General features: G+C 49.8%; 20 protein-coding genes. 8 read left to right on the top strand and 12 right to left on the bottom strand.

Annotated elements, in window-relative coordinates; all coding sequences use genetic code 11:
• Window positions 1-80: 80 nt before the first annotated feature.
• Window positions 81-1,127, top strand: coding sequence for a lipopolysaccharide heptosyltransferase II (gene waaF, locus L4C36_RS01065; protein ID WP_428475931.1), 1,047 nt, complete (start codon window positions 81-83; stop codon window positions 1,125-1,127).
• Window positions 1,121-2,398, top strand: coding sequence for a lipid IV(A) 3-deoxy-D-manno-octulosonic acid transferase (waaA, locus tag L4C36_RS01060; RefSeq protein ID WP_428475930.1), 1,278 nt, complete (start codon window positions 1,121-1,123; stop codon window positions 2,396-2,398). The genes waaF and waaA overlap by 7 nt, the downstream gene beginning before the upstream one ends.
• 3 nt (window positions 2,399-2,401) lie before the next feature.
• Here waaA and L4C36_RS01055 read toward each other — a convergent pair whose 3' ends face one another.
• Window positions 2,402-3,115, bottom strand: coding sequence for a 3-deoxy-D-manno-octulosonic acid kinase (locus tag L4C36_RS01055; RefSeq protein ID WP_428475929.1), 714 nt, complete (start codon window positions 3,113-3,115; stop codon window positions 2,402-2,404).
• Window positions 3,116-3,205: 90 nt separating this feature from the next.
• On the opposite strand from L4C36_RS01055, the gene L4C36_RS01050 reads away from it, so the two are divergent.
• Window positions 3,206-4,270: a glycosyltransferase family 9 protein gene (locus L4C36_RS01050; protein WP_428475928.1), complete on the top strand. Its 1,065-nt coding sequence runs from the start codon at window positions 3,206-3,208 to the stop codon at window positions 4,268-4,270.
• Window positions 4,271-4,280: 10 nt separating this feature from the next.
• Window positions 4,281-5,057: a glycosyltransferase family 2 protein gene (locus L4C36_RS01045; protein WP_428475927.1), complete on the top strand. Its 777-nt coding sequence runs from the start codon at window positions 4,281-4,283 to the stop codon at window positions 5,055-5,057.
• Here L4C36_RS01045 and L4C36_RS01040 read toward each other — a convergent pair.
• Window positions 5,045-6,067, bottom strand: a complete 1,023-nt coding sequence (locus L4C36_RS01040) for a glycosyltransferase family 4 protein (RefSeq protein ID WP_428475926.1) — start codon at window positions 6,065-6,067, stop codon at window positions 5,045-5,047. The two genes, L4C36_RS01045 and L4C36_RS01040, sit on opposite strands and share 13 nt — an antisense overlap.
• Before the next feature lie 87 nt (window positions 6,068-6,154).
• On the opposite strand from L4C36_RS01040, the gene coaD reads away from it, so the two are divergent.
• The gene (gene coaD / locus L4C36_RS01035; RefSeq protein WP_428476036.1) at window positions 6,155-6,637 is read left to right on the top strand and encodes a pantetheine-phosphate adenylyltransferase; all 483 of its coding nucleotides are present in this window, start codon (window positions 6,155-6,157) and stop codon (window positions 6,635-6,637) included.
• A 47-nt stretch (window positions 6,638-6,684) separates the two neighbouring features.
• Here coaD and hldE read toward each other — a convergent pair whose 3' ends face one another.
• The 7 genes from hldE to radC all read right to left on the bottom strand — a co-directional run bounded on the left by hldE (window position 6,685) and on the right by radC (window position 12,286).
• Window positions 6,685-8,118, bottom strand: coding sequence for a bifunctional D-glycero-beta-D-manno-heptose-7-phosphate kinase/D-glycero-beta-D-manno-heptose 1-phosphate adenylyltransferase HldE (gene hldE, locus L4C36_RS01030; protein ID WP_428475925.1), 1,434 nt, complete (start codon window positions 8,116-8,118; stop codon window positions 6,685-6,687).
• 146 nt (window positions 8,119-8,264) lie between these two features.
• The gene (locus L4C36_RS01025; protein ID WP_428476035.1) at window positions 8,265-9,269 is read right to left on the bottom strand and encodes an NAD-dependent epimerase; all 1,005 of its coding nucleotides are present in this window, start codon (window positions 9,267-9,269) and stop codon (window positions 8,265-8,267) included.
• Between the two features lie 217 nt (window positions 9,270-9,486).
• Window positions 9,487-10,296, bottom strand: coding sequence for a bifunctional DNA-formamidopyrimidine glycosylase/DNA-(apurinic or apyrimidinic site) lyase (gene mutM, locus L4C36_RS01020; RefSeq protein ID WP_428475924.1), 810 nt, complete (start codon window positions 10,294-10,296; stop codon window positions 9,487-9,489).
• Between the two features lie 3 nt (window positions 10,297-10,299).
• Window positions 10,300-10,812: a hypothetical protein gene (locus L4C36_RS01015; RefSeq protein ID WP_428475923.1), complete on the bottom strand. Its 513-nt coding sequence runs from the start codon at window positions 10,810-10,812 to the stop codon at window positions 10,300-10,302.
• 208 nt (window positions 10,813-11,020) lie between these two features.
• Window positions 11,021-11,188 carry a 50S ribosomal protein L33 gene (gene rpmG, locus L4C36_RS01010; protein ID WP_054674906.1) on the bottom strand — a complete coding sequence of 56 codons (168 nt, stop codon included), beginning with the start codon at window positions 11,186-11,188 and terminating at the stop codon, window positions 11,021-11,023.
• 13 nt (window positions 11,189-11,201) lie between these two features.
• Window positions 11,202-11,438 (bottom strand): 50S ribosomal protein L28, encoded by a 237-nt coding sequence (rpmB, locus tag L4C36_RS01005; protein ID WP_036789338.1) that lies wholly within the window; start codon window positions 11,436-11,438, stop codon window positions 11,202-11,204.
• A 173-nt stretch (window positions 11,439-11,611) separates the two neighbouring features.
• Window positions 11,612-12,286 (bottom strand): RadC family protein, encoded by a 675-nt coding sequence (gene radC, locus L4C36_RS01000; RefSeq protein WP_428475922.1) that lies wholly within the window; start codon window positions 12,284-12,286, stop codon window positions 11,612-11,614.
• Between the two features lie 285 nt (window positions 12,287-12,571).
• Here radC and coaBC point away from each other — a divergent pair, with 285 nt between their 5' ends.
• A complete protein-coding gene (coaBC, locus tag L4C36_RS00995) occupies window positions 12,572-13,786 on the top strand; it encodes a bifunctional phosphopantothenoylcysteine decarboxylase/phosphopantothenate--cysteine ligase CoaBC (protein ID WP_428475921.1) in 1,215 nt (404 codons plus the stop codon).
• Window positions 13,787-13,958: 172 nt separating this feature from the next.
• Complete coding sequence (slmA, locus tag L4C36_RS00990; protein ID WP_428475920.1) at window positions 13,959-14,549, top strand: nucleoid occlusion factor SlmA; 591 nt, start codon at window positions 13,959-13,961, stop codon at window positions 14,547-14,549.
• Between the two features lie 146 nt (window positions 14,550-14,695).
• Here slmA and pyrE read toward each other — a convergent pair whose 3' ends face one another.
• The 3 genes from pyrE to L4C36_RS00975 form a co-directional block, all read right to left on the bottom strand.
• On the bottom strand, window positions 14,696-15,337 hold the full coding sequence (gene pyrE, locus L4C36_RS00985; RefSeq protein WP_428475919.1) for an orotate phosphoribosyltransferase: 642 nt from the start codon (window positions 15,335-15,337) through the stop codon (window positions 14,696-14,698).
• Window positions 15,338-15,444: 107 nt separating this feature from the next.
• Entirely contained in the window at window positions 15,445-16,161 is a 717-nt protein-coding gene (gene rph / locus L4C36_RS00980) for a ribonuclease PH (protein WP_428475918.1), read from the bottom strand.
• Window positions 16,162-16,316: 155 nt separating this feature from the next.
• Complete coding sequence (locus L4C36_RS00975) at window positions 16,317-16,766, bottom strand: DUF4156 domain-containing protein (protein WP_428475917.1); 450 nt, start codon at window positions 16,764-16,766, stop codon at window positions 16,317-16,319.
• Window positions 16,767-17,004: 238 nt separating this feature from the next.
• Here L4C36_RS00975 and L4C36_RS00970 point away from each other — a divergent pair, with 238 nt between their 5' ends.
• Entirely contained in the window at window positions 17,005-17,871 is an 867-nt protein-coding gene (locus L4C36_RS00970) for a YicC/YloC family endoribonuclease (RefSeq protein ID WP_428475916.1), read from the top strand.
• Window positions 17,872-17,885: the final 14 nt, after the last annotated feature.

The following is a 17,885-nucleotide window of genomic DNA, read 5'->3' as shown; positions in this document are numbered from 1 at the left end:
AAAAAATCAAAAATAACAAAGAAAACTTATCGTCCAATTAGTAAACTATGGTGAATTAACAACATTTATAACGTCACTTTATGAAAATTCTCATCATAGGTCCATCATGGGTGGGTGACATGGTCATGTCACAATGCCTTTACACAGAACTAAAAAAAATGCACCCAGATGCGGTGATTGATGTAATGGCGCCGGGATGGTGTAAACCTGTCCTTGAACGTATGGTTGAAGTCAACCAAGCCATTGAAATGCCATTAGGCCACGGTGATATTAACTTGCTCGCTCGCTACCAGCTTGGCAAGCAGTTACGCGCTCAACAGTATGATCGCGCGTATATCCTACCTAACTCCGCCAAATCAGCACTGCTCCCCTTCTTCAGCAGAATTCCACACCGTATTGGTTGGAAAGGCGAAATGCGCTACGGACTTCTTAACGACCTGCGTAACAACAAAAAAGCCTTTGATCTGATGATTGAACGCTATATCGCCCTCGCCCATCCCGCTGCGGAAATGACCGGCTCTGGGTGTTTAACGGATATGCCTCGCCCTGCTTTGCAGGTCGATAAAGTCAATCAACAGCAAGCGATGGAAAAATTCGGTTTGTCATCAGACCGCATCGCCATTGGCTTGTGTCCCGGGGCCGAATTTGGCCCTGCTAAGCGCTGGCCTGATGAGCACTTTGCCACCGCAGCCCAACAACTGATCGACCAAGGCTTTCAAGTCTGGCTGTTTGGCTCACAAAAAGATCGCGAAGTCACCGACAAGATTAAAGCTCAGCTCAGTGAGCAGGCTCAGACACACTGCCACAACGTCGCCGGCAGTACGTCTCTTATTGAAGCAATTGATTTATTGGCAGCCTGCGATACGGTCGTCAGTAACGATTCGGGATTGATGCATGTGTCAGCGGCTGTCGGATGTAAAGTGGTTGCCTTGTATGGCTCAACCACACCGGGTTATACGCCGCCTTTGGCCAAGCAGGTTGAAATTTTGCATACCGATATTGAATGTCGCCCCTGCTTTAAACGTGAATGCCCACTTGGCCATCAGAAATGTCTTGTTGACCTTGCGCCACAACGTATTTTGGATGCGATCGAACGCTTACATCATCATCAGGCAAGCTCATGCTAATGCGTTGCCTTTATACGCTGCTGCTCGCGTTGGCTTCACCGGTTTTGTTATTTGGTTTATACCGTAAAAAACCCGGCAAGCCGACGTTTGGTCCTCGGTGGAAAGAACATTGGGGATACACGCCAGCGCTATCGTCTGCGACTAAACCCATTTGGATCCATGCGGCGTCAGTGGGAGAATCGCTTGCCGTGATCCCTGTGATCAAAGCGCTGCAACAACAGTATCCAAACATTCCGATTGTGGTGACCACTACAACGAGTACCGGGGCAGAGCAAATCATGAAATTAGGCAATGGCGTGGAACACCGCTACATGCCCATTGACTTTGCTTGGTGTGTACGCGGCTTTCTAAAAGCCATTCAACCCCAACTTTTTGTCATCGTAGAAAGAGAGCTGTGGCTCAATACCCTCACCACCGTGAAACAGCATGGCATTCCTACAGTGGTGATCAATGCACGCCTCTCGGCACGCTCAGCACAAGGCTATCAACGTGCTCGCTCGTTCAGTCAACAGCTGTTAGCCCCTATTGATCAGATCCTGTGTTTACATCAGGATGACGCTGAACGCTTTATTGCGCTGGGTGCAGCATCTGACAAAGTGCATGTCACAGGATCCATTAAATACGACTTAACGCTTCCTGCGTCTTTGCACGATATGGCACACGCCTTGCGTCAGCAATTAGGTGCTCAACGCCCTGTTTTTATCGCTGCCAGTACGCATAAAGGGGAAGATGAACACGTGTTGGACGCTTATAAACACATCCAACAACAATATCCGGAAGTGATGGCGATCATTGTCCCTCGTCACCCAGAACGGTTTGATCAGGTCGCACACCTTTGCCAACTGCGGCAGCTTATTTGTGCCCGACGTAGTCATCAAGATACCGTGACGCCCGCGACACAGATCTACCTTGCCGATACCATGGGCGAGATGTTTATCATGCTCGCCGCCGCTGATGTCTGTTTCATAGGTGGTAGCCTGTTGGGTGATAGCGTCGGAGGGCACAATGTATTGGAGCCCGCTGCGGTGGCAAAGCCAACGATCACAGGCCCGAGTTATTACAACTTTGCCGATATTACCAATCAGCTCTCGCAAGCGGGGGCGGTGTTGATTTGCCAAGATAGCCAACAACTTGGCGAACAGATTTGTACGTTATTTGCCGCGCCAGAACAGCGCCAACAGATGGGGCAACAAGGGGCGGCAGTGGTCAAACACAACCAAGGTGCCATCCAAAAAACGTTGCACTGGCTCACCCCCTATCTGGCACATTAAGTGCTATACCGCTGCTGTGTCATACCCTTGGCACAGCAGTTGCCAATCCGCTTCCTGCCAATGAATGTTGCACCGACCGACTTCCTTTGAGAAAGAGCGCTTTAAACGTGCCAAGTTCTTCGCTTTCCAACTCTCACCCTGTTGTTGATAGCATTTATCAAAGTCAATCAACCAGACCTGCTGTTGCGCATCTAACAGAATATTATGCGCATTCAAATCCGTATGGCAGACCTGCAAATCATGCATGCGACGGATCATCTGGCCGATCTGGTTCCAGCGCTCGGCTTCAATAGGCTGACGCTGTAATAAACCAACAAGATCCTCACTGTCATTGATTTTCTCGACCAAAATATCCGCCTGATACGTCAAGCCTGAACGCACAGCCTGTGCCGCAACGGGACGCGGTACATTCACGCCACCATCAACAAGCCGCTGTAAAATATGCATTTCTTGGTAACTACGGGTCTGCTCCCATCCCGTAAACCAATAGCTATCACTGACAATCTTGCCAAATAATCCACCTCGGCGGTAATGACGCAAGGCCATATCACACTGCGCGCCACGCACAAACCACGTTGTTCCTCGTCCTTGTGCCGAGCCAATAATGGCAGATTGTGCCTGCCAAAAACCGGCATCAAACGCATCCCGCGCCCGGTCAGTACCCAGCAATTGTGGATCGACCCAAATCGCTCGGTTATTTTCAATAATTTCTTGCACTTCAGTCTCTCCAATCCTGATCGGATGCTATTTTACAATTGCTAGAGGGCACTGCATAATTCCTCTTATCTTTTTTCATTAGGCACGTTTATGGCTCTCTTTACCACACCTCCGGCCTCCCTTTGCATCCTTCGTCTCTCCGCGATTGGCGATGTTTGCCATACCATCAGTGTGGTACAGGCCATTCAACAACACTGGCCTAACACAAAGATCACCTGGATTGTCGGCAAAGTCGAAGCGCCACTGATCCAGGCACTGCCGAATGTGGATGTGGTGGTGTTTGATAAAAAAGCGGGCTGGAAAGGCATGCAGGCCGTTTGGCAGGCACTCAAAGGCCAGCGATTTGATGCGTTACTTTTAATGCAGGTCGCCCTACGGGCCAGTCTTTTATCGTTCGGTATTCGCGCCCACTATAAAGTCGGTTTTTCCCGTGCTCGCGCGAAAGAAGGGCAATGGCTGTTTACGAATAAAAAACTGCCTGACACACAAGCCGCTCACGTGTTAGATAATCTGGCTGAATTTGCGCGCTATCTTGGCATCCCATTTTCACATCCCCGCTGGGATATCCCCCTCCCTGCTGACGCCTCAGCCTTCGCGCAGGAGCAAATCACCGCGCCTACTCTCGTCATCTCCCCTGCGGCCAGTAAGGATGAACGTAACTGGTTACCCGAGCGCTATGCGCAAGTGGCTGATTATGCGTATCAGCAAGGACTGAACGTGGTACTGTGTGGTTCACCCGCACCACGCGAAGTACAACTCGGTGAGCGTATCCTTTCCCATTGCCATACACCGGTACATAATCTGATTGGGCAAACCTCACTGATTGAGTTAGTCGCCCTGTGTAAGCAAGCCAGTATCGTCTTGGCCCCTGATTCCGGTCCGGCACACATTGCCACCACCCAAGGCACGCCGGTCATTGGCTTATACGCCCACAGTAACCCAGCACGCACCGGCCCTTACAATAGTCAGGCGCATGTGGTGGATGTGTATCACGTACATGCCGAAAAACAGCACGGTAAGCCTGTCTCTCAACTGGCATGGGGCACACGAGTAAAAGGCGACGAACTGATGCAAGACATCACGGTACAGGCTGTCTGTACACAGATCGATCATCTTCTAGCATCACTTTCTCATCCTCTTCAGAAGAGAAAATAGACGAGACACTATGAGTATTTCATCCAAGCCAACACTGTGTGTGGCACTAATCGTAAAAAATGAACAACTACATCTGGCGTCTTGTCTGGACTCCGTCAAAGACTGGGTCGATGAAATCGTAATTCTGGATTCAGGCAGTACCGACCAGACCGAAGCGATTGCTCGCCAGTACACCGATAAATTTTATACCACTGATGATTGGCCGGGGTTTGGCCCTCAAAGACAACGCGCACAAGCGTACATTCATGCCGACCATGTGTTATGGCTCGATGCGGATGAACAAGTAACACCGGAATTACGCCAATCGATTGAAGCAGTTTTGCATACACCTCAAAACGATACGATCTATACGGTTAACCGATTAAGTGTCTTTTTAAATACTGAAATTCGTCACAGTGGTTGGTATCCAGATAACGTTGCTCGTTTCTATAAAACGCAATCGACCACATATAATGACGCCCTAGTACATGAGAAAGTCATTACGAAGAACTTCAACATCGCCTCTCTCGACGGCGATCTTATTCATTACCCATACGATAATATTGCACATTACCTATCAAAGTCGGTCAGTTATGCGAAATCATGGAGTGAGGACCGATTCTCAAAAGGGAAAAGAGCTAACTTATTAGCTCCCTTCACTCACGCGATAAGTTGCTTTATTAAAATGTATTTGATTAAAAGAGGATTCCTCGATGGGAAAACAGGGTTTATCCTTGCTGCACTATCCTCTTTTTCTGCATTTAACAAATATTTATGTCTATGGGAAAAAAGCTATCATAATAAATAATATACTCGCATATATTTATCTGCAATTTCAATGGGTGAATACTGATTAACTACTTGGGTGATTCTCGATTTACACTGTTTCATAAAATCAGAATCACTCACAAATCGTTCAATCGCCATTAAGTATTGTTCTGTATCACCCGCTGAAATTAATACGCCAGTATGGTTGTCCTCAACAATATCTGAGACCCCACCAACATTAGCAGCAATAACAGGAAGATTATATTGATAGCCTTCTAAAATAATCGAACCTAACCCTTCACTATGAGATGGCAATAATATCAAATCACTGTGCTTCAATATTGACCCAACAAAAGGTGTAAAACCATAAAATATGATATTTGAAAGATTTTTAGCCGATTTTTCTAAATGTTCTCTTTCTTTCCCATCGCCAACCAGCAAGAAAATAACATTAGGATATTTTTCCTCACATCTTTTGGCTATTGCTATTGTCATATCATGATTTTTAATCGGCAATAAATTGGCAATATGGGAAATAACAAACTTTTCGTCAAATTTTTTTAAATCATCATTAATCACACTGTCTTCTTTCTGATTGGAAAATGAATCATGAATAACCATCACGTCTTTATTTAAAAATGCTAATGATTCTTTCACTGCATGACTCACGCCAACCAACTGATCTGCACGGTAATATGGCAATCGAGAGAAATAAGTTTTTTTTACTTTTTTCTCCATTCTTCGAGTAATAACGACTTTTGATGAAAAAAGAGACTTCATCAGGTTGGCAAAATGCACACTCCTACCATCATGTGCATGAATAATTAAATTTGACCGATGTTTACACGCCAGCTTTAAAACGCTATACGTTGATAGTGTTTCAATCAATTCACATTGACGATGGCACTCAGATTCAAACACGCTGCCTTTTTTAACATAAATAAACTGCTGTAAATCAGATATATTTTTAATGAGGTTCAACGTTTGCACTTCGCCGCCGCCAAATCCGGAGGCTAGATTCATATGCAGTACTACTTTGTTCTTGTTCATCGCCATTCTGTTAATTTCAATCGGGTTCATTTTTAATAAGCTACTATGTTAGTATATAAAACATCAACCACTACCTATCCTTTTCCTATGACAACACGTGTGATTTATCCTGGCACTTTTGATCCCATCACCAATGGACACCTTGATTTGATTGAACGCGCCGCTGCTATGTTTGATCATGTGGTCGTCGGTATTGCCTTCAATCCCAGCAAGAAACCCTTGTTTGATTTGGAAGAGCGCGTTGCATTAGCGAAAGCGATCACCCAACATTTAAACAATGTTGAAATTGTTGGCTTCTCTGGCCTGTTGGTCGATTTTGCCAAAGAATACCAAGCCAACATCTTGGTGCGTGGCCTGCGTGCGGTCTCTGATTTTGAATATGAATTCCAGCTTGCGAATATGAATCGCCGCTTGATGCCAGAATTAGAAACCGTGTTCCTGACGCCGGCTGAGGAGAACTCCTTTATCTCTTCAACTATCGTCAAAGAAGTCGCCTTGCACAAAGGGGATGTGAGCCAGTTTGTCGATCCTGTCATTACGGATGCCCTGCACGCCAAGCTTAACGCCTAATCAAACACCAAAAAGCCAGTGTCACCACTGGCTTTTCTTTACTGTTATTAGTCTTGGTTTTGCCTGATCGCACGAATGATTTCTGTCGTCGAGCAACCATCAACAAAATGTAAGACCTCAACCCTTCCTCCCGCAGCAATGACCTCTTGTCCTCCTGCGATGTCTTCTGGTTTATAGTCTCCACCTTTGACGAGAATCGTCGGTAATACTTCGCTAATTAATCGCAGTGGTGTTTCTTCCGAGAAAGGTACCACCCAATCCACCGCCCCTAATCCTGCAAGCACCGCCATTCGACGATCTTCTGGATTCACAGGACGCCCCGGACCTTTTAATCCCTGTACGGAACTGTCCGAGTTCACTGCAACAATCAGTCGATTACCCAACTTGGCCGCTTCATTCAAATAGGCCACATGACCGGCATGTAAAATGTCAAAGCAGCCGTTAGTCATGACCACTTGTTCGCCACGTGCGCGAGCAGCCTGTACAGCCAGTATCAATTGCGCCTCTGTCACCACGCCAAATCCACTGTCCTGGCTTCCGTGAATCGCATCCATCAACTCAATCGTAGACAATGTCGAAGTACCCAGTTTACCGACCACAACACCAGCCGCGGCATTGGCTAACTTACAAGCATCCGCCAATGGCTTACCCGCAGCTAAAGACGCGGCGAGAACAGAAATCACGGTATCACCCGCCCCGGTGACGTCATACACTTCTTTTGCTTGAGTAGGCATGTGTAAAGGCTCGGCATTATCACGCTGCAATAACGTCATGCCATGCTCACTCCGCGTGACCAACAGCGCCTTTAAATCATACTGCTGGATCAACGCTTGTCCTTTCGCGACCAGATCCTCATCAGAGCGAACGGAACCCACAACGGCTTCGAACTCTGACAAGTTAGGCGTCAATAACGTCGCGCCACGATAGCGTTCAAAATCGGTGCCTTTCGGATCGACCAGCACGGCGATATCCTGCTGACGCGCCTGTTGAATCATCAGCTGTACATGTTCCAACGCCCCTTTGGCGTAATCCGATAGAATCATCACGCGAGCCGATGGCAACGCCGATGCAAGGCGCGGCAGAATGACATCACTCGGCACCTGATGAAACCCTTCTTCAAAGTCCAAGCGGATCATCTGTTGACCGCGACTCATCACGCGTAATTTCGTGATCGTCGGGTAATCGGGCAAAGCCACAAAATCACAATGCACCGCAAGTGAGCCCAGCTTTTCGCTTAACACTTTTGCCGGTTCATCAATCCCGGTAAAACCAATCAGGTGCGCATGGCCGCCTAACGATGCAATGTTCATTGCGACGTTTGCCGCCCCACCTGGACGCTCTTCAATGTGATCCACTTTGACCACAGGTACAGGGGCTTCAGGGGAAATTCGGCCTGTTGCGCCGCCCCAATAACGATCCAACATCACATCGCCAACCACCAGCACACGGGCCTGATCATAGTCAGGAAGAGTCAGTTTCATTTTTTTCTCCGGGATGAATTTAACGCATCCATTCTACCACAAAGCTCTCGCACCTATATCCTTCGGCGCATTTGACCTTAGCGCTCAAACAAAAAGGAGGCATTACGCCTCCTTTGATTTTACTTCTCTTGTTTTACTGCCCAGCATTAACACTGGTAATACGCACGGTACCAATCCACAAAGGCCTGTACGCCTTCTTTTACTTTCACCGCGGGTTGGTAATCAGTCGCCGCGAACAAGTCTTTCGTATCGGCATAAGTCGCATATACGTCACCCGGCTGCATGGGCATGAAGTTTTTCTTCGCTTCCATACCTAGTGCGTCTTCCAGTGCTTCGATGAAGTCCATCAATTTCACTGGGCTACCGTGACCAATGTTATACACACGGTACGGTGCTGAACTGGTCGCTGGCGAGCCAGTTTCCACCGTCCAATCGCTGTTTTTCTCAGGGAGCACCGCCTGAATGCGGATAATGCCTTCTACGATATCGTCGATGTAAGTGAAGTCTCGGCGCATATCGCCGTTGTTGTACACATCAATAGTTTTGCCTTCCATGATGGCGTTGGTGAACTTGAACAACGCCATGTCCGGACGTCCCCACGGGCCGTACACGGTAAAGAAACGCAAACCCGTGGTCGGCACACCGTAAAGATGGGAATAGGTGTGTGCCATCAGCTCATTGGACTTTTTGGTCGCCGCATACAAAGAGATCGGGTGATCGACACTATCAGCGGTATCAAACGGCATCTTCTGGTTCAGGCCGTACACTGAGCTTGAAGAGGCGTACACCAGGTGCTCGACCTTGTTATGGCGACAGCCTTCCAAAATTGTCAGGTGACCCACCAAGTTACTGTCCGCATACGCCATGGGGTTATCAATCGAATAACGCACACCCGCTTGTGCCGCTAAGTGGATCACTCGGGTAAACTGCTGCTCAGCAAACAGGTTCGCGATACCGTCACGGTCTGCCAAGTCCAGTTCAATGAACGTGAACTGTGGGTGGGCGATACGCGCCAGACGCGCCTGCTTCAGTGACACCTCGTAGTAATCGTTGAGGTTATCAATCCCGACGACTTCGTGTCCCATCGCACACAAACGCTCAACCACCGCGCTGCCAATAAACCCGGCGGCGCCGGTAACCAGATATTTCATCATCTGCGTAAACCTTTCAATGATGCCTAATTAGCACAAAAAATTACTATCAATGACAAGATCATAGCACCGCCTCAGAGAGGTGGGTATGCTTGCCGAGGAAAAACGGCATCAATATTATTGAGCTATGGGTTAAGCGCCGCTGAATCCGCCCCACTTTTCTCTCGTATTACGCTTTTTCTCTAGGTAATCACGTGCGACTGATGACAAGTACTCACTACTTCTGACAATCACTGCAATACACACTGGCGCGTTGGCCGATTTTGGCCTCACTCAAAGGCTTGTCGCAGCGTGGACACGGCTGCCCCGCCTTACCGTACACTTGCAGCTCCTGCGCGAAATAGCCCGGCTTACCATCGGCGTTTTTGAAGTCTTTCAGTGTGGTGCCACCTTGCTCAATGGCAAACGCCAGCACCGCTTTGATCTCATCCACCAACACCGCTAGACGGTGTGCCGAGACCTTACCGGCTTCGCGCTTCGGGTGGATGCCTGCACTGAACAGCGATTCATTGGCATAGATATTTCCCACCCCCACCACCACGTGATTGTCCATAATGAAGGATTTGATCGCTGTGCGTTTCGCGTGGGCTTTTTCCTGCAAATACTCAGCATTGAAATCGTCACTGAGCGGCTCCGGTCCCAGCTTGGCGAATACGCGGTGTTCACTGCCTTTGTCTTGCCACAACCACGCCCCAAACCGACGCGGATCGTTGTAACGCAGTAACTCACCACTGGCCAAACAGAGATCCACGTGATCATGTTTCTCCGGTGGGATCCCTATGGGTAACACCCGCAAACTGCCCGACATGCCCAAATGAATGATGGCCGTGCCGATATCGGTGTCCAGCAACAAATACTTCGCTCGACGGTGCACGCGGCGGATCACCTGCCCCTCAATCAGATGCAGTTCTTCAGGGATCGGCCAGCGTAATTTAGGGTTGCGTACCACCACATGGGTAACGCGCTGATCCAGCACATGCGGCGTAATCCCCATGCGGCTCACTTCGACTTCCGGTAATTCAGGCATGGTTTACTCACTGACGATTGATGAATGGGTTGCAGACGGAAACAAGTACGCTTCCGCCACGGAAACAGCCAGCCACTCGCCCTGTCCGTTTTGTAATAACCAAAACTGCGGCAACTGATAGACGGTCACCGACACGGCGGTCTGCTGCCCCGCCAACTCAAATTCGACATGACGAGGCGCCGACAACTGAGACGTGAGTTGCTGCATGATCTCCGCACTCACCGGCGTGCCTTCCAACGTCAACCAATGCGACAACAAGGTATGTGCCGGCAAGGCCACCAGCGGCGCAGCTTGCCAGCCTAACGCGCTGTTTGTCAGTGTCGTTTGCGGGAAGACGACCCGCTCAGGCAGGGCATCAAGGGGCAATAAACGGGTTAACACCGCCGGAGCATCCGCAACGGATGACGATGATGACGTCGCACGGTTTTTCACCCATTCGGGTAACTGGATCATCGCGATAAACGCAATCACCGCAAAAATAATGACATTGTTCCATCCCCGACGTGACAGTCGCATAGCGATACCCTTCCTGTTAGCAGAGCGGAAATCATAGCATGGTTACAACAAGATACGAGATTGCGAGAAAATCGCTTAATGGTCAGAGGAAAAAAGCAGAGGGAGTGGCTGAAAATAAGAAGATAAAGAGGTGAAGAGGTGAAGAGGAATTTTAGGTATAAAAAAACCCAGCATAAACTGGGCTTTTATCAAAAAAACATGAAATCAATTACTTGATTTTAGCTTCTTTGTACATAACGTGCTGGCGAATTACTGGATCAAATTTCTTGATCTCAAATTTGCCTGGCATGTTACGCTTGTTTTTATCAGTAGTGTAGAAGTGGCCTGTACCAGCAGATGATACTAGACGGATCTTCTCACGAATGCCTTTAGCCATTCTTCAAATCCTCTTAAACGTTCTCGCCGCGAACACGCATCTCTGCAAGAACGACATCAATGCCTTTCTTGTCGATGATACGCATACCTTTAGCGGTAAGACGTAGTTTAACGAAGCGTTTTTCGCTTTCTACCCAGAAACGATGAGTTTGCAGGTTCGGCAGAAAACGACGCTTGGTGGCATTGCGCGCGTGTGAACGGTTGTTACCCGTTACAGGACGCTTGCCAGTTACTTGGCATACTCGGGACATTACTGTCTTCTCCAAATCGTTTCAGCTCGATATCTACCATGGTTTATTCAATGTAAAAATATTTTTTCACATCTAACCACAGCTATCAAAGGTCGCGCATTATACTAAGTCAAAACCAGTTGCTCAAGTCCCGAGCAGTCCTTTCTCAACTTTTTAGGCAAATTTTGGCTATTTTATAGCCATCCTCGCTCAGCGAATGAAGTAATTTCTCCATCACCGACAACAAAGTGATCTAGAACCCGAATATCAACCAACGCCAGTGCATCACTAATGCGTTGGGTAATTCGACGATCTGCTTGACTTGGTTCAGCGACGCCTGACGGGTGATTATGCGCTAAAATGAGCGCGGCTGCATTAAGTTCCAGTGATCTTTTTACAACTTCTCGTGGATACACGCTCGCAGCATCAATCGTTCCTTCAAATAATACCTCTCCGGTAAGCACCCGATGCTGGTTATCGAGAAACAGGACATAAAACGCTTCACGATGGCGATCGCGCAATAATTGCGTCAAATAACGACGGGTATGATCCGGACTCGTTAAGGCATCCCCTTTTTTCAAGGTTTCCTCTAAATGACGCTGACTCATTTCCAACACGGCCTGCAACTGGGCAAATTTGGCTGGCCCGAGTCCTTTATATTGGCAGAACGCGGTTTGGTCGGCGGCCAACAACGCCCGCAGCGAACCAAACTGATGCAAGAGATCCGTGGCCAGCTCAATCGCATTCATCCCTGTGATGCCAGTGCGCAAGAAAATCGCCAGCAATTCCGCATCCGAGAGTGCCCCTGCGCCCCGGGCTAATAACTTTTCTCGGGGCCGTGATTGTTCCGGTAACAGTTTGAGTGACATATCTCCCTCCTTATAGCGGCCAGCTAATACCTAGAGAGCATGATCAACAAGCCTTCCCCCTCAAGATCGCAGCCAGCACGAGAAAAACCGCCCCTCACGCCGCAACACGGCGTGCCGAACTGCCAGATACATCACAGACCCCCGCCGGATTTACCGCCGTCGATCATGGCGGTCACCTCAGGCTTGATCGGGCGCAAGGATGCATGCTTTCTTTTGGTGAGCGCCTTTTTTTGATGGTAAGGTGTGCCGCATTCATATTCCGGATATCGATAGCAGGCAAGAACAATGCAGACTCTGGCAGGGAAAAAAATACTTCTTGGGATCAGCGGTGGGATCGCCGCCTACAAATGTGCCGAACTCACGCGCCGACTGATTGAACGTGGCGCGCAAGTGCAGGTTGTAATGACCAACGCCGCCAAAGAGTTCATTACCCCTCTTACGATGCAAGCCGTCTCAGGTCGCCCGGTCTCTGACAGCTTATTGGATCCCGCAGCGGAAGCCTCGATGGGACACATTGAGTTAGCGAAATGGGCTGACTTGGTGTTACTGGCACCAGCAACGGCCGATTTAATCGCCCGTATGGCTGCTGGCATGGGTAATGACTTGCTCACCACCTTATGCTTAGCCACCGACGCACCGATTGCAGTCGCGCCTGCGATGAACCAACAGATGTACCGCAACATCGCGACACAAGAAAATATCGCGACGCTGGCCCGCCGTGGTTGCACCATCTGGGGGCCAGCCAGTGGCGAGCAAGCCTGTGGCGATGTCGGCCCGGGGCGCATGCTGGAGCCTATGCAGTTAGTGCATCAGGTCGAAGCCTTCTTCCAGCCTGCCGACTTGGCGGGTATCACGCTGACCATTACGGCAGGCCCCACCCGCGAAGCGATTGATCCGGTACGCTACCTGACTAATCTCAGCTCCGGTAAGATGGGCTACGCCATTGCGGCGGCGGCGGCACAGCGAGGCGCGAACGTTATCTTGATCAGCGGCCCAACGAACCTCGCTACACCTGCGGGTGTCGAGCGTGTGGACATTGAAAGTGCTGAGGAGATGTTCCAAGCGGCGCATACCCATGCCCCACAGAGCGATATCTTTATTGGTTGTGCCGCTGTCGCCGACTTCCGTCCGGCTCATGTCGCCACGCAGAAGATGAAAAAGCAAAGCGATCAGGATGAGATGGTGATTTCGCTGGTGAAAAATCCCGATATCATTGCCAGCATTGCGCAACTGACCGAACAACGTCCGTTCACGGTCGGTTTTGCCGCCGAAACGCAAGAGGTGGCGCAATACGCACAAGGCAAACTGCAGCGTAAAAACTTGGATCTGATCTGTGCCAATGATGTGTCGCAGCAAGACCAAGGCTTCAACAGTGACAGTAATGCCCTGCATCTGTACTGGCCTCAAGGCGATAAAGCCCTGCCACTGACCAGCAAAACCCTGCTGGGCCAGCAGTTGATGAATGAAATCATCGCGCGCTTTCACGCCCGTCAGGCGTAATCGTCTTCACTCTGCTGCTTAAATAGAAGCCCTTCCCTTCAGGTTGGGCTTTTTTGGCCGATAAAGCACTCAGTATCGCCCGAGAGTGCTTTTCACCGTCAGGCTCCACCGCTAAGATAGGCGGGTTTCACGCTGTCAGAGACAGTCTTATTTTGAAAAGGAACGGTTATTCATGGCTGGCAACAAGAAAAACAACCGCCGCGAAGAAATTTTGCAAGCATTAGCTCAAATGCTGGAATCGGCCCAAGGTAGCCAACGTATTACCACCGCGAAACTGGCCGCGCAGGTGGGCGTCTCGGAAGCCGCGCTTTACCGTCACTTTCCAAGCAAGGCGAGAATGTTTGAAGGGTTGATCGAGTTTATTGAAGACACCATTACTACCCGCATTAATCGCATTCTGGATGATGAAAAAGACACCCTGAATCGTCTGCGCATGGTATTACAGTTGATCTTGACCTTTGCCGAGCGTAACCCGGGCCTGACCCGCATTATGACCGGCCACGCGTTGATGTTTGAACAAGACCGTCTCCAGTCACGTATTAACCAACTGTTTGAGCGCATTGAAACCCAGCTTCGCCAGGTACTGCGTGAGCGCAAACTGCGTGAAGGCAAAGGCTTCCCGGTCGATGAAGGCATTTTGGCCGCTCAGTTGCTAGGCCAAGTTGAAGGCAGCCTGAACCGTTTCGTTCGCTCTAACTTCAAATACAAGCCCACGGCCAACTTTGATGACTACTGGCGTTTGCTCAGTGCAGAGTTAGGCTAAAGGTTCGAGGTTCGAGGTTCGAGGTTCGAGGTTCGAGTAGAATAAAAAAACAAAAAGCGAGCGTCAATGACACTCGCTTTTGTTGTTTCTCGGGCAGAGAAAACGCCCCGCGCTTCCTCGCCGACTCGAAACGCGTCCCTAAAGACTTACACCCCGTACTCTGCACGGTAGGCTTTTACTGCCTCTAGGTGTGCGTCCATCCCCGTTTGCTCTTCCAAGTAACGTACCACATCACCCAAAGACACAATCGAGATCACGGCACAGCCAAAGTCGCGCTCCACTTCCTGAATCGCAGACAGCTCACTCTTGCCTTTTTCCTGACGGTCAATCGCCACCAACACGCCCGCCAAATCCGCGCCATTCGCTTTGATGATTTCCATTGATTCACGGATTGCCGTACCGGCAGTGATCACGTCGTCCACCAACATGATGCGGCCTTCCAGTGGGCTACCCACCAAGTTGCCGCCTTCACCGTGATCTTTGGCTTCCTTACGGTTGAAACAGTAAGGGGTGTCGATATCGTGCTGATCCGCCAACGCCACCGCGGTGGTCGTCGCAATCGGGATCCCTTTGTACGCCGGGCCAAATAGCACATCGTACTCAATGCCCGCGTCCACTAAAGCTTCAGCGTAAAAACGACCCAGACGTGCTAAATCACGACCTGTATTAAACAACCCGGCATTGAAAAAATACGGGCTCTTACGGCCAGATTTCAGTGTGAACTCACCAAATTTCAATACGCCTTTTTCAAGGGCGAATTCAATGAACTGACGCTGATATGCTTTCATGGTTTTTCCTTATTTTATGAAACGTATAGTCATACTCGGGCTGTCAGACAGGCGACATCCGCCCCGACAGCCAAAAAAAAGCGGCTCCAATAGGAACCGCTTCAAAATCAATCCATCAACGCTTGCTTCTGCACGTTGATAATGTCTTCAATGCCCTGCTTGGCTAGCGCCAGCATCGCCAGTAATTCGTCGTGGCTGAAGGCTTCCCCTTCGGCCGTGCCTTGAATCTCGATCATCTTACCGTCTTCGGTCATGACCACATTCATGTCGGTTTCTGCTGCTGAATCTTCAAGGTACTCTAAATCACAGATCGGCTCGCCGTTGTAGATACCGACAGAGACTGCTGCCACCATGCCTTTCAGTGGGTTTTTCTTGATCATGCCTTTTGCCAGCATGTAGTTGATCGCATCCACCAACGCCACCATTGCACCTGTGATAGACGCGGTGCGTGTGCCACCATCCGCCTGAATCACATCACAGTCAATCGTGATCATTTGCTCACCCAGCACGTCAAGATCCACCGCAGCACGTAGGCTACGCGCGATCAGGCGCTGAATTTCCATGGTACGACCGCCTTGTTTACCGCTTGCCGCTTCACGGCGGTTACGCGAATGGGTCGCGCGCGGCAACATGCCGTATTCTGCTGTCACCCAGCCTTTGCCTTTACCTTTCAGCCAACGTGGTACTGACTCTTCCACACTTGCCGTACAGATCACTTTAGTATCACCAAACTCCACCAACACTGACCCTTCAGCATGGGCCGTAAATTGACGAGTAATAGTGATTGGACGTACTTGGTTAGCATTTCTTCCGCTTGGACGCATCGGGGATTCCCTTTGGCTGGCTGATATTAACCGGCGATTATAGCGATAACCGCCGATCAGTGCACGCGAAACCCTTTGCGTGACACGTACGCAAACGATCGCCGCCGTGTCGAGACAAACGTGTCAAAACAAAAGGATTAACGCACGCGAGACTCTTATTGCGCTGCTGTGTCAGTACTCACGGGCGCAGCTGCGTTCGTTGCAACAGGCGTCGCAGCGTTCACTGCTGCAGGCGCTGACATATCCGCCATCGTAGGCTCGGTCACCGCAACGGCTACCGGACGCTGACAGTCATAGGCATTACCCAGCATCGTTACCGATCCCAAGAAACCAAATGGCTGGTACAAGTACAAGGTATCCGCTTGCATCTCGTGCGCTTTGATACGCATTTCATTGAGCGTACCCCACACCATGTCGCGATCGGCGTGCATCCAGTAATCATAGAAATGGCCTTGCGAACCCAATACTGTGCCTTTTAGGGCACAACCTTGGAGTGCCTGCGTATCATCCCAGATCACCTGCACATGGCGAGAATCCGCGGTTGGAAAGGTCACACACCCTGTCAAAGACAGGCCTAATAGCGCTAACGCAAAGTACTTTTTCATGGAATAAAGGGTTCACAAAGTAAAAAATGACGGCGGAGTGTAATCGTAAGTGGCACGAAGTGCACTCAAAAAATGCACACTGTTCACACGACACCCTCACCTATCTTTTCATCGGTAGGCTACGTTATAATCAATGCACTACGACAACTGCGCCGTATCCTGTATTGCACGGCTCTTAGCGCCCCGCGTTAACAGCCAGTAAGCAGTTATCTTCTTTCTACATAAGGGCCCTCCGCCAATGATCCATAGCATGACCGCCTACGCCCGTCGCGAAGTAAAAGCTGACTGGGGCACCGCTGTTTGGGAAATCCGTTCGGTTAACCAACGCTACCTTGAAACGTACCTGCGTATGCCTGAGCAGTTCCGAGGCCTTGAGCCAGTACTGCGCGAGCGTTTCCGCCAGCGTCTTGCACGCGGTAAAGTTGAGTGTAACTTGCGTTTTGAAGCGAACCCTGCCGCTAACGCTGCGTTGAACATCAACCAGACATTGGCCAGCCAAGTGATCAATGCGGCAGAGCAAATCATGGCGCTGACCGGCGAGAAAAGCCGCATTAACCCGTTCCAAGTCATGCAATGGCCGGGGGTGATGGAAGCGTCTGAGCAAGATTTGGATGCCATCAACAAAGATCTACTGACAGGCTTTGATGCCGCGATTGAAGATTTCTTGGCTGCACGTGCAAGCGAAGGCGCCAACATGAAAGATCTGATCGTGCAGCGTTTGGATGCGATCAGCGAAGAAGCGGCCAAAGTTCGCGCCCACATGCCAGAAGTGATGGCATGGCAGCGTGAGCGTCTGCTCAGCCGTTTTGAAGAAGCGAAGATTGAGCTGGATGCGACCCGCGTCGAGCAAGAGCTGATCGTGCTGGCACAAAAGAGCGATGTGGCGGAAGAGCTGGATCGTTTGGACTCACACGTGAAAGAAACGCACAAAGTGATGAAGAAAGGGGGCGCCTGTGGCCGTCGTCTGGACTTCATGATGCAAGAGTTCAACCGTGAGTCAAACACGCTAGCATCGAAATCCATCAACACCGACATCACCGCCTCTGCGGTGGAACTGAAAGTATTGATCGAGCAAATGCGCGAGCAGATCCAGAACATCGAATAAGATCGCCTTATTCA

Source organism: Photobacterium japonica, assembly GCF_050337005.1.
Lineage (GTDB): Bacteria > Pseudomonadota > Gammaproteobacteria > Enterobacterales > Vibrionaceae > Photobacterium > Photobacterium japonica.
Note: the sequence above shows the minus strand (reverse complement) of the source record. Positions and strands in the feature narration are given on the sequence as shown.